The following is a 14,506-nucleotide window of genomic DNA, read 5'->3' on the forward strand; positions in this document are numbered from 1 at the left end:
GCGCCGGATGACGCGCGCGCCACGAGGTCAGGTGCCCCGTGGCGCGCCGTCGACGTCACACCGATGGCCGGTCGTCCGACCGTCAGCCCGGGACCAGCACCACCAGCTCGAGCGCCGCGTCGGGGAGCGCGTCGGGCACGTAGACGCCGAACTCGCGCGTGTCGCGCAGCCCCTGCGCGCACGGGCCGGCGAGCGTGATCTCGAAGTAGGCCGTGTCGCCGCGCGGCGCGATGCCGGCCGGCGGCGCGGGCAGGTGCTCGAGCGCCATGCCCGGATACGCGCGCCGCACCAGCTCCAGCACGAACTTGCTCGCGCACGCCTTCACGTACTGCGGCACGCGCACCGCCGTCTCCACCGGCCCCACGCCCGAGCGCGCGGCCAGGAACCAGCGCGCGCCCGGCTCGAAGCAGCGCGGGTCCGACACGGGCGCGGTGAACAGCACCTCGGTCGCGCGCGTCAGCGGCGCGACCACCGCGCGTGCCGCCACCACCACGTCGAGATGCTCGCGCAGGTGGCGCTCCAGCGCGGCGAAGCAGCTCCCCAGGTCGTCGTGCTGGTACGCGGGGAGGTCGCGCGCCTGCGCCGTCAGCGAGAAGGTGCACAGCGCGCCCGCGAGCCGCGACAGCTCCAGCCAGAGCCTCTCCGGATGCGCCGTCCGCGTCGTCAGCAGGTGCCGCAGCGGCGCCTCGGCCGACCGCACGGCGTGGAGCAGCCAGCGCGTGGCGACCTCGTTGCCGGCGTAGGCCGACGGCGCGGCGCCGGGCACCGGTGGCGCGGGCGTCGGGCGCGCGACGACGGCCAGCGTCGCCGCCTTCGCCTCCAGCATCCCGACGATCTGCTGCAGCAGCGCCACCAGCCGCGGGCTCCCCGCCAGCTGCAGACAGGGCGGCACGAACGCGGGGTCGAGCACGAACCGTCCCGCGCCGTCGCGGCGGATGCGCGCGATCGGCAGCGACACGTCGCCGTCGGCCACCTCGTCGTCCAGCAGCAGGCGGAAGTTCTTGGCCGCGAAGTGCAGCGCCGCGCGGTCGAGCCCCGTGACCTCGTCCACCACCTCGTGCTCCACCGCGCGGAAGCGCAGCGGGTGCGCGGGCGTCAGCGGCAGCGGCGCGTGCCAGCTCCCCGTGCCGTCGGCGGAGGTGCCGTTGCCGTTGCCCGGCTCCGCGGGCGCGTCGGCGACGTTGGCGTCGTCGCTGCGCCACGCCGGGAGCGCGAGGTGCACGACGTGGCCCTCGCGCGCCGGCGAGAAGCGGTCGGCGAGCGCGCCGGGCGCCGGGGCGGGGTCGCCGTCGGGGATGCGGAACGGCGTCCCGTCGGGGAGGATGCCGCGCGCGTGGCGGAGCGCCAGCGTCCCGTTGCGCAGCGCCTCGTCGTCCACCTCCAGCGCGGCGACGCCGTACGGGAACGCGAACAGCGCGCTCAGCGTCAGCGCGACCGCGTCGTCGAAGTGGCGGCGCTGCGCCTGGAAGTGGTGCGGCGCGAGGTACATCCCTTCCTCCCAGACGACGCGGGCAGGAAGGTGCGGCGTGGCTCGCATGGGGTGGGGGCGGGCGGTCGCGGTCGCGGAGGGCGTCGCAGTGGGATCACCGTGGCGTCGAACGGCCCGAGGGGGCTGATTGCGACGCCGCGGCGAGCGGTGAACAATACACGACGCCCCCCGGGCCCGCCCCCCTCACCACCACCGCGACGCGTTCGGCTCGTCGCGCCCGACGCCTCAGCGACGACGCCAGAGCGACGAATGAGCGACGACTTCCACGCGCGGTACCGCCTGCTCAAGTGCACCGCCGTCGACGGCGGCATCCGCACCCACAACGCCCAGGAGACGACGACCGGGCGGGTGGTGATGGTGCACATCGTCGACGCCGCGGGCCCCGGGGAGGTCGAGCGCCTGCGCGGCGCCCTCGCCCGCCTCCCGATGCCGGACCGGGCGCGCGTGCTGGAGATGGCGACCATCCCCGCCGGCTTCGCGGTCGTGACGGAGTTCATCGCGGGGATGCAGGGCTTCCCGGCGTGGCTGCAGGCGCGCGTGCGCGACTGGAGCCCGGAGCAGGGAGAGGCCGCCCCATCGCCCGCGGCGCCTGCCGTCCCCCCGGCGAGCGCGGTCGACACGCTGCCGATGGACGTCGGGCCGGCGGGCCTCGCGGCCCCGGATGCGCTGTCGGCCGCCGCCCCGCTGGACGACGACGCCGTCGCGGACGTGCTGGGCGGCGAGGGCGCCGACCGCTCGACGCCGCCGGTCGCGTTCCAGTTCTCGGTCGGCGGCCCGCCGCCGGGACCGTCGTCCCCGGCCGCGCCGCCCGCCGCGGGCAAGGCGCCGGGCGACTTCACGCGGCTCTTCATCGCCGGCGGGCAGGCCAGCCTGGAGACGGGGAACGGGAGCGGCACGCCCGCCGCGCCGCCCCAGCCGCCGCCGCTCGCGCCGGTGATGCACGCACCGCCGCCTCCGCCCCCGGCGCCGCCGGCCCCCGCGCCGGAGCCCAAGCGCGAGCCCGGCGAGTTCACGCGCATGTTCCAGCAGGCCGCGCCCGTCGCGCCGCCACACGCGCCGTCACCCGCGCCGGCCCCGCCGCCGCTCGCGTCCATCATGCCGCCCCCGATGCCGCCGCTGGCGCCCGTCGCGCCGCCGGCCGCGCCGCCCATGCCGCCCATGCCGCCGATGCCAGCCGCGCCGGCCGCCGCGGCCGAGCCGGCGCTCCGCCCCGGCGAGTTCACGGGGCTCTTCCAGCAGCAGGCGGCGCCGCGGCCCAGCACCCCGCCCGCGCCGTCGCCCTTCGCGCCACTCGGCCCCAGCGCGCCGCCCCCGCTCCCGCCGCCACCGCCACCGCCGTCGGTCGGATCGGTCGGCGGGAGCGCGACGGGCGCCCTCGCCGCGCGCGTCCCGCCCCCGCCGCCGGCCTTCGGCGGGTCACCCTTCGACACGGGCGGGTCGGGTGGTCTGCCGCCGGTCGGCCCGCCGCCGCTGGCGCCGCCGCCGCTGCCGCCGCTTCCGCCACTCCCCACGCCTCAGGGCGCGCCGCCCGCACTCGGCGGCCTCCCGCCGCTGGGCGCGTCCGGGAGCCTGGGGAGCGCCGGGCTGCCCCCCGTCCTCCCGCCGCCAGCCTTCGGCGCGCCGGGCGGGCTCGGGTCCACGGGCGGGCCGTCGCCGTTCGGCGCCCCGGCCGCGCCGGCCGGCGGCAGCGAGTACACGCGGATGATCCGGCAGAGCGTCACGCCGCCCCCGCCGCCGGCCACCGCGCCGGCGCCGGCCGCGGCGCCGCTCCCGGCCACGCCGCGCCGCACGATCCCGATGCCGCTGATCGTCGTGATCAACCTCGTGATCCTGCTCGCGCTGGCGCTCGTGCTCTACTTCGCGCTGCGCCCCAAGCCCGAGACGGCGACGTCGACCGGCACGCCGACGGTCCCGGCGGGCACGCCCGTCCCCAAGGCGCCCGCCGTGCCCGCCCCCACGGTGCCGCCGGCGCCCGCGGTCCCGGTGCCCAAATAGATCGGCTACGTGCTCCGTGCGGCGCGACAGGCCGCGCGGGACGCGTCGGCGCTCCGCGGAGATGGTGCTCGTTGGAGGGAAGCGGATGCTCCGGATCTGGACGGATCGTTCGGATCGCTCCCTGTAGCGCACGGTGCGTCGCCGCCACGCGGAGCGATCCGGAGCATCCGCCTTCATCCGGAGGATCCGCATCCCCAAGAGGCACAGGAGTCCAGCGCGCCGGACCCAAACGACAACAGCAGCAAGGATGAAAGTCCGAGAAGATCGGATGACGACGGATGGCTCCGGTGGAGTGCGAGATCCCTCGCCGCCACACGGAGCCATCCGTCGTTATCAGATCCTTTCAGATCTTCATCCTTGCTGCCGTTCGCAGTTCAAGGATCCGCAGCCCGCAGTCCGCAGCCCTACTGCAGCACCACCACCAGCTCCAGCCGCGCCTGCGGGATCTCGGCCGGCACGAACACCGCCAGGTTGCGCGCCCGCGTCACCGCGTCCCACGCCGCACCCGCGCGCCCGACCGCGAAGTAGAGGAAGTCGAGCTTCACCGGCACCGCCGCCGGCGGCTGCGGCACGTGCACCAGCTCCAGCCCCGGCAGCGCCTGACGGATCAGCGTATCCACGACGTCGGCCGAGCCGACCTTGCAGCCGTGGACGACGCGCGAGACCAGCTCCGCCTGGCGCATCGGCGCGCTGACGGCGAGGTACCACTGCGGCGCCGCGAGCCACTTCTCCTGGTCCAGCGCCGCCGCCTGCACGAGCGGCGCGACCGTGCGCAGCGGGATCGCGATCGCCGTCTCCGGCACCGCCGTCTCCAGCAGCTCCAGCAGCCGCGCCTCCAGCTGCCCGAAGCACTCGCCCAGCCGCATGTGGTCGTAGACCGGCAGCGGGCGCCCCGCGGGCGCGAACGTCGTCAGCGCGCCGGCGAGCGCGATCATCGCGTCCCACAGCGGCTCCGGATGCCCGCCGCGCACCTCCGCCAGGTGCCGCAGCGCCGGCAGGTGCGTGTTCAGCGTGTACAGCAGCCAGAAGCTCGCGACGTCCGTGATCGAGAAGTCGGCCAGCCCCTGGTTGCGCTGCCGCCGCGAGCCGGCGAGCGCCGTCGCCTTGGCCGTCACCCGCTCCAGGACGCGCCGCGCCATCCCCATCAGCGCGTCGCTGGCCGAGAGCTCCAGCAGCGGCGGCACGAACGTCGGGTCGAGCGTCACCTCGCCGCCCGGCGCGCGCAGCAGCCGCGCGATCGGCATCGTCGTGTAGCCCTCGGTCGCGTCGCCCTCCAGCAGCAGCCGCAGGTTCGACCGCGCCACCTGGATCGGCCGCTCCGCCAGCCCCGTGGTCTCGTCGCGCGCCAGCTGCTCCTCCGCGCGCCAGCGCGCGGTCGAGGCGCCCGCCGCGTACGTCTCGCGCCCGGCGATGTTGCGCGCCCCCGCGCGGTACTCGGGCACCGCCAGCGACACCAGCAGCGCGCGCTGGTCCTGCGCCCACGCCACGTCCAGCGCGCGCGGCGGCGGCGTCGGGTCGGCGCCCGGCGCGTCGAACAGCAGCCCGTCCGGCATGCGCCCCGAGACCGCGCGCACCACCAGCGTGCCGCCCGTCAGCGCCTCGCGGTCCAGGTCCAGCCGTGTCAGCCCCCACGGGCAGAAGGTCAGCGCGCCGAGCTGCGCGCGCAGGAGGTCGTCGTGATAGCGGTCCTGCGCCTGGAGGTGCTGCGGCGTCAGGAGCGTGCCCTTGGTCCAGAGCACGGGGTGCAGGGAAGGCATGCGCTACAACGTACGGTGGTCGCGCGATCCTGCCAGCGGACGCGCCGCCGTGCATCTGACCCTGGACGCTCCGCGCGGCACGTCCCACTTTGCCTCGCCGCCGCCCGCCCCGGGCGCGCCGCCGCCTCTCCGCTGGATTCCGCCGCCTCGCCTCTCCCGCCATGAGCACCGCCGCGCCGCCGACCGCCGCCGCCCTCACGCCGCCCGCCGCCCTCCCCATCCAGCCCGAGGCGCCGGCTGCGGCCTTCGACGCGGCGCGCGCGCTGTTCGCGCGCGTCGGCTTCGACGAGCCGACCATCGCGCGGCGCATGGGCGGGCCGAACCTCTTCGGCTTCCCGCGCCTGGCGGAGCGCCGGGCGACGATGGCCGGTCCGGTGGAGGACGCGGGCGCGGCGCTCGTCCGCCTGCTGCTCGACAGCGAGCCGCTCCCGCGCGCGCTGGTCGAGTCGCTCGTCGGCGGCGACGACGTCGCCAACCTGATCGCCCTCGGCCTCCTCGCCCGGGATCCGCAGGACGGCGAGCGCCTGCGCGGCACCATGCTCCTGACGCCGCTGCAGGGGCTCTGGCTCGTGTCCGACATCCCGCCCTTCTCGCGGCGGCCGCGCCTGGGCAGCGAGTCGGCGGACTTCGTCTTCCCGCCGGCCAACCAGCTCACGCGCCAGTTCCTCGACACGATCCCGCCGCTCCGCGGGCAGCACATGGTCGAGCTGTGCGCGGGCTCCGGGATGGTGGCGCTCAAGGCGCTGCGCGAGGGCGCGCCGAGCGCGTGGGCCACCGACATCGCCGCGCGCAGCGTCGCCTGCTCGCGCTTCAACGCCCGCCTCAACGCGCTCGAGCAGCTCGTCGCGGTCGCGAGCGACGCGTGGTCCGCGATGGACGGCGAGACGTTCGACTACGTCTGCGCGCACCCGCCGTACGTGCCGACGCTGGCGCACGAGTACGACTACCGCGACGCGGGCGAGGACGGCGAGCAGGTCACGCGCAGCATCGTGCAGGGGCTCCCCGAGCACCTGCGCCCGGGCGGCCGCTGCTCGTTCACGGCCGCGCTCTCCGACCGGCGCGGCCAGCCCACCGTGCAGCGCATCCGCGCCTGGCTGGGCGCCGCGGCCGACGAGTTCGAGGTCGTCGTGATGCGCCGCCGCGACTGGGACGTGATGCACGCCTACCGGAACGTCGCCGGCGCGGGCGCGGCCACCTTCACGGACCTCGAGCGCTGGATGAAGCACTTCGACGCGCTCGAGATCGAGCGCTTCGCCCTCTGCTCCGTGGAGCTGCGGCGCGAGCGGCGCACGCGCGTCCCGGTGGCCGACATGCAGATGGCCGGCACGCAGCTCGACGCGGCCACCATCGACTGGCGCTTCCGCTGGGCGCACCACGCGCTCGCGTACGCGGACTCGGTGGAGCGGCTGGCGGGCCAGACGCCGCGCGTGGTGCCGGGTGCGCGGCTCTCCGTGCAGCTGCGCGCCGACGCGGACCGCGACTGGGTGACGCAGGGCGCGACGGTGGACGTCGACTGGCCCGTGGGCGCGGCGGTGCGTCTCCCGCCCTCGGCGCCCACGATGCTGGAGCTGTGCGACGGGACGCGCGACGTGCCGGCGCTGCTGGCGGAGCTGCGCGCGCGCGGGCTGGTGGAGGAGGACGTCGTCGAGCGCGACGTGGCGCGGCTGGTGGAGCTGCTGGTCACCGAGGGCGCGCTCGAGATCCCGGCGTGTCCGCTGCCGCCGCGTCCGGCCGACGCGCGCAGCGACGACCACTCGTCCGAGTGGCGCGCGGTGCTGAAGCCGGCCGACGACGCGCAGCCCGCGTCGCACGCTCAGCAGGCGACGACCGCGACCTCCAGCGTGCCCACGCAGTCCACCAGGCAGTAGCCGGGCGGGACGCAGACCCCGCGCTCGACGGTCGCGTCGAGCGCGGGGGCGACGAGCGACGTCGAGGGCCCGCCCGCCGACGGCAGCCGGCGGGCGCGCGCCACGTAGTCGGGCGCGACGTAGCCGACGTGGCGCCCCGGCTCGCGGAAGCGCTCCCAGCTCTCCGAGAACCAGTAGGAGTCGTGGCGCGGCATCCCGCGCCCGGTGACCGTGCCCCAGCGCGCCAGCGTGCCGTCGTCCATGTGGGCGGCGGCCTGCGCGTCGGGGATCAGCAGCCGCCGCAGGAACCAGGGCGTGTCGCCGCCGCGCCCGGGCGGCCAGGCGGTGGCCGGCGCCGCCGCCGCGGCGGCGTCGATCGCCGCGTCGGTCGGCAGCGCGTCGGTCGGCAGCGCGTCGGTCGGCAGCGCGTCGGTCGGCAGCGCGTCGGTCGGCAGCGCGTCGGTCGGCAGCGCGTCGGTCGGCAGCGCGTCGGTCGGCAGCGCGTCGGCGCGGCCGACCACCAGCGCCAGCCGGTAGCGGAGCACCGCGTGCGCCTGCAGCGGCTCGGGCTCGCGCCGCGCGACTCCTTCGCGCGCGAGGTGCACGGTGAGCGTCGTCGGCTCGTAGAGGATCACCGTCGCCCAGCGCGCGCCCGGGGCCAGTGCCGCCGTGGCCGCGGGGAGCCGCGCCTCCAGCGCCGCCACCCGCCGGCGCGCGGCGCGCACGCGCACGTCCCGCGCGTCCTCCACGCTCTCGGTCGATGGCGACTCCGCCGGCGGCGCGACGGACGGGGCGAGCGCGCGCTGGAGGGCGGCCCGCGCCAGCAGGCCGACGGCGAGCGGCAGGCGCACGACCGCGGTGGGGTTGGTGACGATCATCCGGCCGCTGAGGGCGCGCACGAGCGCGAGCAGCGCCGGCGGCGTGACGAGGCGCGGCGAGAGCGGCGGCGCCAGCCAGGGGCCGGCCGCGTGCGCGAGCGCCCGGTGCGGCGCGTCCACCAGATCGGCGAGCGCGCGGGCGATGCCGGCGGGCGGCGCGTCGGCCCGGAGCGGCGGCGTGGCGGCGAGACGGGTGAGCATCATCGGCGGCGGACGGCGTCCGCGGCAGTACAGCGCGAGTTCCGGGCCGTGCGCGGCCGCGCGCGGCGCGGAGCGGGTCGAATGACCTATGCGCCGTAACGCGCGCGCGGCCAGAATCAAGCGTCAGCGCCGGCCAATGCCGTCACGAATGCACGCGCGCGCGCCGTTGGGCGCGACTGTGGCGCGGATTCGCTTGACTTCATTGTCACACGGCTACACTCTGGGGCGCCCTTGGCCGTCTCGCACACGACGGCCGGCGGTCGCGCCTCTCGGCGCGACCGCCGCGTCGTTGCGTGCGCCCGGACGCTAGTGGGGGGAGCACTCGCTCTCCCTACGCAATCCCCGTGCAATCCCTGCAGGAGTCCTTCATGGCCGACAGTACCCAGAAGAAGCTCGAGCGCGTGCGCCCGCCGCGGATCCAGATCTCCTACGAGGTCGAGACCGGTGGCGCCATGGAAATGAAGGAGCTGCCGTTCCTGATGGGCGTGCTCGGGGATTTCACCGGCCAGCCGACGGAGCCCCTGGCGAAGCTCAAGGACCGGAAGTTCGTCGAGGTCACCCCCGACAACTTCGACGACGTGCTCGCGAGCATGAAGCCGCACCTCGCCTTCACCGTCGAGAACAAGCTCAGCGACGAGGCCGACGCGCCCAAGCTCGGCGTCGACCTGAACTTCCGCAGCCTCGACGACTTCTCGCCCGACGCCGTCGCGCGCCAGGTGAAGCCGCTCAAGGAGCTCCTCGACCTGCGCACGCAGCTCGCCGACCTGCGCGGCTCGCTGCAGACCAACGAGAAGCTCGACGAGGTGCTGCAGGCCACCCTCGGCGACGCCGAGAAGATGAACAAGCTCCGCTCGGAGCTCGGGATCACGGAGGGCGGCAACAATGGCTGAGACCCAGGCCGGCCAGCAGGCCGCAGGCTACACGGCCGACGCCGAGTTCTCGCTCCTCGACCAGATCGTCCAGGACGGGCGCGTCGGGCGTGACGTCGAGACGCAGCAGCGCGGCAAGGACCTCGTCAAGCAGTTCGTGGCGCAGGTGCTCGAGGGGTCGATGACCGTCTCGCGCGACACCGAGACGATGATCAACGCGCGCATCGCGCAGATCGACCACCTGCTCTCGATCCAGCTCAACGAGATCCTCCACCACCCCGAGTTCCAGAAGCTCGAGGCGTCGTGGCGCGGGCTGAAGTACCTGCTCTCGCAGAGCGAGACGGGCACGACGCTCAAGATCAAGGTCATGAACGTGAGCAAGAAGGAACTGCTCCGTGACCTGCAGCGCGCCCCCGAGTTCGACCAGAGCGCGCTGTTCAAGAAGGTGTACGAGGAGGAGTACGGCGTCTTCGGCGGCACGCCCTTCGGCGCGCTCGTCGGCGACTACTACTTCGACAAGACGGGCCAGGACATCGAGCTGCTCGAGAAGGTGTCGCAGGTGGCGGCGGCCGCGCACGCGCCGTTCATCACCGCGGCCGAGTCGGCGATGTTCAACCTCGAGAGCTTCTCGGAGCTCGACCAGCCGCGCGACCTCGCGAAGGTCTTCGACACGACGGAGTACGCCAAGTGGAAGGCGTTCCGCCAGAGCGAGGACTCGCGCTACGTGGCGCTGACGGCGCCGCGCGTGCTCGTGCGCGAGCCGTACGGCAGCGCGACGGTGCCGGTCGAGGCGTTCAACTACGAGGAGCGCGTCGACGGCACCGACCACAACGCGTACCTGTGGGGCAACGCCGCGTACGCGCTGGCGGCGAACGTCAACAAGGCGTTCTCGCTCTACGGCTGGTGCGCGTCGATCCGCGGCGTCGAGAGCGGCGGCCTGGTCGAGGGGCTGCCGGTGCACAACTTCCGCACCGACGCGGGCGAGCTGGTGATGAAGTGCCCGACCGAGGTGCAGATCACCGACCGCCGCGAGAAGGAGCTGGCCGACCTCGGGTTCGCGCCGCTCGTGCATCAGAAGGGGACGCCGAACGCCGCGTTCTTCAGCGTGCAGTCGGCCCAGAAGCCGAAGGTCTACGACAAGCCGGCGGCCAGCGCGAGCGCGCGCCTGTCGGCGCAGCTGCCCTACATCTTCGCCACGTCCCGGTTCGCGCACTACCTGAAGGTCATGATGCGCGACAAGATCGGCGGGTACACGTCGCGCACCGAGATCGAGTCGTTCCTGAACGGGTGGATCAACCAGTACGTCGCGCTCGAGAACGCGCCGGGCATCATCAAGGCCCGCAAGCCGCTCTCCGAGGCGCGCGTGGACGTCGTCGAGGTGCCGGGCAAGCCGGGCGTGTACCGCGCGGTCGCGTTCCTGCGGCCCCACTACCAGCTCGACGAGATCTCCATCGCGATGCGCCTCGTCGCCGAGCTGCCCCCGCCGGCGAAGTGATGCACGCAGGGCCGGTCATCGCTCGCGGATGACCGGCCCTGCCCCGCCCGACGCGGCGCGCGCTCCGCGCGCCGCGCTGCTGCTCCCACCACCCTCACCACCCGCGGGATACGACCATGGCATTTGATACCTTCCTCGAGATCAAGGGCCCCGACATCGCCGGCGAGTCCACCGCCAAGGGCATGGAAGGCAAGATCGAGATCTTCTCGTTCTCCTGGGGCGCGTCCAACCCGACGACCGTCAGCTCCGCCAGCGGCGGCCTGACCGGCGGCAAGGTCTCGGTCTCGTCCTTCAACGCGATGAAGAAGACCGAGAAGTCGTCGGCCCTGCTGTTCCAGGGCTGCGCCACCGGCCAGCACTACGAGACGGCGACCGTCACGATGCGCAAGGCGGGCGGCGACGCCGGCCAGAAGGCGTTCCTCATCTACAAGTTCGAGGACGTCATGGTCGAGTCGATCCAGTGGTCGGGCTCCACCGGCGGCGACGACTCGCCGACCGAGTCGATCTCGCTCGCCTTCGGCAAGGTCGAGATCGAGTACTGGGGCCAGAACCCCAAGAAGGGCGACGTCAAGCCGATGGGCCAGGCCGCCTGGAACATCACGACCGTCTCGTCGAAGTAACGCCAAGCATCAGGAAGGATCACCACGCACACGCCGATGCCCACCGCACGAGAGCTGTACGCCGCCGGGCGGCTGGACTCGGCGATCGAGGCGCTGGGGACGGAGGTCCGGGACAACCCGACCGACGCCCAGCGCCGCACCTTCCTCTTCGAGCTGCTGACCTTCGCGGGCCAGTACGACCGCGCCGAGAAGCACCTCGACGTCCTCGCCCGCGCCGGCGCGCAGAGCGAGGCCGGCACGCTGCTGTACCGCGCCGCCCTGACGGCGGAGCGGGTGCGCGAGCACATGTTCGCCACCGGAGACTTTCCGAGCGCGCCGGCGCCCGGACCGGTGGCCGGGACCGTCAACGGGCGGCCGTTCCTCTCCATCGAGGACGCGGATCCCCGCCTCGGCGCGCGCCTCGAGGTCATCGCCGGGGGACGCTACCTCTGGATCCCCTTCGCGCACCTCGCGGCCATCCGCCTCGAGCCGCCCAAGCGGCTCCGCGACGTCCGCTGGGCGCCGGCCCGCGTCGCCACCGGGCCGTCCGTCAAGGACATGGAGCTCGGCGAGGTCCTCCTGCCCGCGCTCTCCCCGGCCGCCTGGCGCCACGACGACGCCGAGATCCGGCTCGGCCGCGCCACCGACTGGGAGGAGCTGCCCGACGGCGACTACGCGCCCGTGGGACAGAAGCTGCTGCGGATCGACGACCAGCTGGTCCCGCTGATCGACGTGCGCGAGCTGACCATCACGCCCGTCGAGCTGCCGGCGTAGCGCCGAACCCCGCGCCGCGCACGTGCCGCCCCGCGTGTAACGTGCGGTAGTCCCGTCGCGTCATTCCCGGCCCGAGCGCGCGACGCCCCCGTGGCGTCCCGCGCGCTCGGGTCGCCGGTGTCGTCTATCCTCCCCGTCGTCCCTCGTCGTTCCCGCCGCACATGCCGATCAACGCCGCGCTCGTCGACGCGCTCCTCACCCCCGTGCCCGGCGACAACGCCGCCGGCCAGGACCTGCGCTACGACCCGCGCTACGACAAGGTCAAGGACGCGCGGCGCGAGGACATGGAGCTGCCCACCGGCGGGCTGGCCACCGAGCGCAAGCTCGCCGACTGGCCGCAGGTCATCGCCCTCGCGACGCTCCTCCTCGAGAAGGAGACGAAGGACCTCCAGCTGGCCGCCTGGCTCACCGAGGCGCTCCTGCGCCGCGACGGCCTGGGCGGGCTCGCGACCGGTCTCGGCGTCCTGAAGGGGCTCCTCGCGTCGTTCTGGGAGACGTGCTACCCGGAGCTCGACGAGGACGACCTGGAGCTGCGCACGGGCCCCCTCGAGTGGGTCGGCTCGCGCCTCGCCGTGCCGGCGCGCATGGTCGCGGTGGCGACCGACGGGCTGCAGTTCGTAGAGTACACGGTGGCGCGCACCATCCCCACCGAGCAGGAGGCCGAGCGCCACGAGGAGAACACGCTCAAGCGGCGCGAGGCGGCCGAGCAGGGGAAGCGGCTGCCCGAGGAGGCGGAGCGCTCGGTCAACGCCACCGGCAAGGCCTTCTACAAGGCGCTCGTGGCCGACGTGAAGCTGGCGCAGGACGCGCTCGACGCGCTGGAGATCGTCGCCGACGAGCGCTTCGGCCGCGACGCGCCCGCGTTCAGCGAGCTGCGCAAGGCGCTCGAGGAGCTGGACCGGATGGCCAGCGGCACCCTCGCGATCAAGCTGGAGGCCGATCCCGATCCGATCGAGGAGGCGCCGATCGGCGGCGACGAGGTGGGCGCGTACGCGCCGCCCGAGGGGTGGACCGCCGGTGACGGCGGGATGCCGGTGGAGCCGGTCAACGCCGCCGACGCCGCCGCGCGCGTGGCCGCGGCCGCGCGCTTCCTCCGCAAGCAGGACCCCACCAACCCCGCGCCGTACCTGATGCTGCGCGGCCTGCGCTGGGGCGAGCTGCTGGCGACGCCGGGCGACGTGGAGCCCAAGCTGCTGGACGCGCCGCCCACGCCGGCGCGCGCGAAGCTCAAGACGCTCCTGCTGGACGGCCGCTGGGCCGACCTGCTGGAGCAGGGCGAGTCGCTGATGGCCAGCCCGCAGGGGCGCGGCTGGCTGGACCTGCAGCGCTACGCCCTCACCGCCTGCACGCAGCTCGGCGGCAGCTACGCCGCCGTGGGCGCCGCGATCCGCGGCGAGCTGCGCGCGCTGCTCGCCGCGCTGCCGCGCCTGCCGGAGATGACGCTCATGGACGACACGCCCACCGCCAACGACGAGACGCGCGCCTGGCTGGAGGCCGAGGGGCTGCACGGCGCCGGCGCCAACGGCGCCGGCGACGCCGGGGACGTGGAGTTCGGCGACGGCACCGAGGCGCTGAACGACGCGCTGGCGCAGGACGACGAGACCGCGGACGACGGCGGGCTGGCGCGCACGAGCAACGGCGGCCGCCGCCGGCCGCGCGTCGCCACCGCGGGCGCCACCGCGGCGCCGCGCGACCCGTTCACCCAGGCGCGCGCGGAGCTGGTGGCCGGCCGCCCGAACAAGGCGATCGAGCTGCTGGTGGCCGAGCTGGCGCGCGAGCGCTCGCCGCGCGGGCGCTTCGTGCGCCAGACGCAGATCGCGTGGGTGATGGTCGAGGGGAACCTCGCCGCCGTCGCGCGCCCGATCCTCGAGAAGCTGGTGGCCGAGATCGACGAGCGGTCGCTGGAGACGTGGGAGTCGGGGCCGCTGGTGGCGCAGCCGATGGCGCTGCTCTGCCGCGTGATCGACAAGCTGGAGGACAGCTACGCGGCCGATCAGCGCAACGAGCTGTATCTGCGCGTCTGCCGCCTGGATCCCCTGCAGGCGATCGCGCTGCAGCGCGGCGCCTGAGCCCGGGCGGCCGCACGTGCCCCCGCGCACGGAGCTCGAGCGCTCCGTCCTCCCCTCGCTCCTCGACCGCCTCACCGACCCCGAGCCGGCGCGCCCTGTCGACCCCGCGACGACGTTCGACGCGTCGGCGCGCGCCTTCCGCGCGTCGGTGCAGCGCGACGTCGAGTGGCTGCTCAACACGCGGCGCTCGATCGTCGCCGTGCCCGCGCAGTACGCCGCGCTGCAGGACTCGGTGTTCGAGTTCGGCATCCCCGACACCACGGGGCTCGCCATCGGCACGCCCGAGGGGCGCAAGGAGCTGCAGGTCATGTTGCAGGAGGCGCTGCAGCGCTTCGAGCCGCGCCTGGCCGAGGCGCGCGTGAAGATGGTGGACACGACGCGGGGCTCGGTGCCGCAGATCCGCTTCTCGGTCGAGGCGATCCTGCGCATGGACCCGAGTCCCGAGCGCGTCGTGTTCGACACCGTGCTGGAGGTGGCGAGCGGGGTGTACGACGTGGGCGCGGACGCGCCGCCCGCGCGCTGACGGAGGCCGC

General features: G+C 74.8%; 11 protein-coding genes. 8 read left to right on the forward strand and 3 right to left on the reverse strand.

Translation table 11 applies throughout. The annotated features are described in order from the left end of the window. Positions 1 to 82: 82 nt before the first annotated feature. Positions 83 to 1,537 (reverse strand): type VI secretion system baseplate subunit TssK, encoded by a 1,455-nt coding sequence (gene tssK, locus rosag_RS07480; protein WP_284349442.1) that lies wholly within the window; start codon positions 1,535 to 1,537, stop codon positions 83 to 85. A 201-nt stretch (positions 1,538 to 1,738) separates the two neighbouring features. On the opposite strand from tssK (rosag_RS07480), the gene rosag_RS07485 reads away from it, so the two are divergent. Beyond that, complete coding sequence (locus rosag_RS07485; RefSeq protein WP_284349443.1) at positions 1,739 to 3,484, forward strand: protein kinase family protein; 1,746 nt, start codon at positions 1,739 to 1,741, stop codon at positions 3,482 to 3,484. 404 nt (positions 3,485 to 3,888) lie between these two features. On the opposite strand, the gene tssK (rosag_RS07490) is transcribed toward rosag_RS07485, so the two are convergent. Then, positions 3,889 to 5,241 carry a type VI secretion system baseplate subunit TssK gene (gene tssK / locus rosag_RS07490; RefSeq protein ID WP_284349444.1) on the reverse strand — a complete coding sequence of 451 codons (1,353 nt, stop codon included), beginning with the start codon at positions 5,239 to 5,241 and terminating at the stop codon, positions 3,889 to 3,891. A 161-nt stretch (positions 5,242 to 5,402) separates the two neighbouring features. Between tssK (rosag_RS07490) and rosag_RS07495 the strand changes: the two genes are divergently transcribed. Continuing rightward, a complete protein-coding gene (locus rosag_RS07495; RefSeq protein ID WP_284349445.1) occupies positions 5,403 to 7,109 on the forward strand; it encodes a PqqD family peptide modification chaperone in 1,707 nt (568 codons plus the stop codon). On the opposite strand, the gene rosag_RS07500 is transcribed toward rosag_RS07495, so the two are convergent. Then, positions 7,055 to 8,170, reverse strand: a complete 1,116-nt coding sequence (locus tag rosag_RS07500) for a hypothetical protein (RefSeq protein WP_284349446.1) — start codon at positions 8,168 to 8,170, stop codon at positions 7,055 to 7,057. The two genes, rosag_RS07495 and rosag_RS07500, sit on opposite strands and share 55 nt — an antisense overlap. A gap of 365 nt (positions 8,171 to 8,535) precedes the next feature. Between rosag_RS07500 and tssB the strand changes: the two genes are divergently transcribed. From tssB to tssE, 6 genes are all read left to right on the forward strand, one after another. Then, positions 8,536 to 9,057 (forward strand): type VI secretion system contractile sheath small subunit, encoded by a 522-nt coding sequence (gene tssB / locus rosag_RS07505; RefSeq protein ID WP_284349447.1) that lies wholly within the window; start codon positions 8,536 to 8,538, stop codon positions 9,055 to 9,057. Then, positions 9,050 to 10,531, forward strand: a complete 1,482-nt coding sequence (gene tssC, locus rosag_RS07510) for a type VI secretion system contractile sheath large subunit (RefSeq protein WP_284349448.1) — start codon at positions 9,050 to 9,052, stop codon at positions 10,529 to 10,531. The genes tssB and tssC overlap by 8 nt, the downstream gene beginning before the upstream one ends. Positions 10,532 to 10,647: 116 nt before the next feature. After that, positions 10,648 to 11,151 (forward strand): Hcp family type VI secretion system effector, encoded by a 504-nt coding sequence (locus tag rosag_RS07515; protein ID WP_284349449.1) that lies wholly within the window; start codon positions 10,648 to 10,650, stop codon positions 11,149 to 11,151. 36 nt (positions 11,152 to 11,187) lie between these two features. Then, a complete protein-coding gene (locus rosag_RS07520; protein WP_284349450.1) occupies positions 11,188 to 11,904 on the forward strand; it encodes a type VI secretion system accessory protein TagJ in 717 nt (238 codons plus the stop codon). 161 nt (positions 11,905 to 12,065) lie between these two features. Continuing rightward, positions 12,066 to 13,973 carry a type VI secretion system protein TssA gene (tssA, locus tag rosag_RS07525; RefSeq protein WP_284349451.1) on the forward strand — a complete coding sequence of 636 codons (1,908 nt, stop codon included), beginning with the start codon at positions 12,066 to 12,068 and terminating at the stop codon, positions 13,971 to 13,973. 16 nt (positions 13,974 to 13,989) lie between these two features. Beyond that, complete coding sequence (gene tssE / locus rosag_RS07530; protein ID WP_284349452.1) at positions 13,990 to 14,496, forward strand: type VI secretion system baseplate subunit TssE; 507 nt, start codon at positions 13,990 to 13,992, stop codon at positions 14,494 to 14,496. Positions 14,497 to 14,506 lie beyond the last annotated feature (10 nt).

Origin of the sequence: Roseisolibacter agri (assembly GCF_030159095.1) — a bacterium.
In the GTDB taxonomy this organism is placed as follows: domain Bacteria; phylum Gemmatimonadota; class Gemmatimonadetes; order Gemmatimonadales; family Gemmatimonadaceae; genus Roseisolibacter; species Roseisolibacter agri.

Coding starts and splice junctions, on each gene's coding strand:
- tssK (WP_284349442.1), bottom strand. CDS start 1,537: ATGCGAGCCACGCCGCACCTTCCTGCCCGCGTCGTCTGGGAGGAAGGG.
- rosag_RS07485 (WP_284349443.1), top strand. CDS start 1,739: ATGAGCGACGACTTCCACGCGCGGTACCGCCTGCTCAAGTGCACCGCC.
- tssK (WP_284349444.1), bottom strand. CDS start 5,241: ATGCCTTCCCTGCACCCCGTGCTCTGGACCAAGGGCACGCTCCTGACG.
- rosag_RS07495 (WP_284349445.1), top strand. CDS start 5,403: ATGAGCACCGCCGCGCCGCCGACCGCCGCCGCCCTCACGCCGCCCGCC.
- rosag_RS07500 (WP_284349446.1), bottom strand. CDS start 8,170: ATGATGCTCACCCGTCTCGCCGCCACGCCGCCGCTCCGGGCCGACGCG.
- tssB (WP_284349447.1), top strand. CDS start 8,536: ATGGCCGACAGTACCCAGAAGAAGCTCGAGCGCGTGCGCCCGCCGCGG.
- tssC (WP_284349448.1), top strand. CDS start 9,050: ATGGCTGAGACCCAGGCCGGCCAGCAGGCCGCAGGCTACACGGCCGAC.
- rosag_RS07515 (WP_284349449.1), top strand. CDS start 10,648: ATGGCATTTGATACCTTCCTCGAGATCAAGGGCCCCGACATCGCCGGC.
- rosag_RS07520 (WP_284349450.1), top strand. CDS start 11,188: ATGCCCACCGCACGAGAGCTGTACGCCGCCGGGCGGCTGGACTCGGCG.
- tssA (WP_284349451.1), top strand. CDS start 12,066: ATGCCGATCAACGCCGCGCTCGTCGACGCGCTCCTCACCCCCGTGCCC.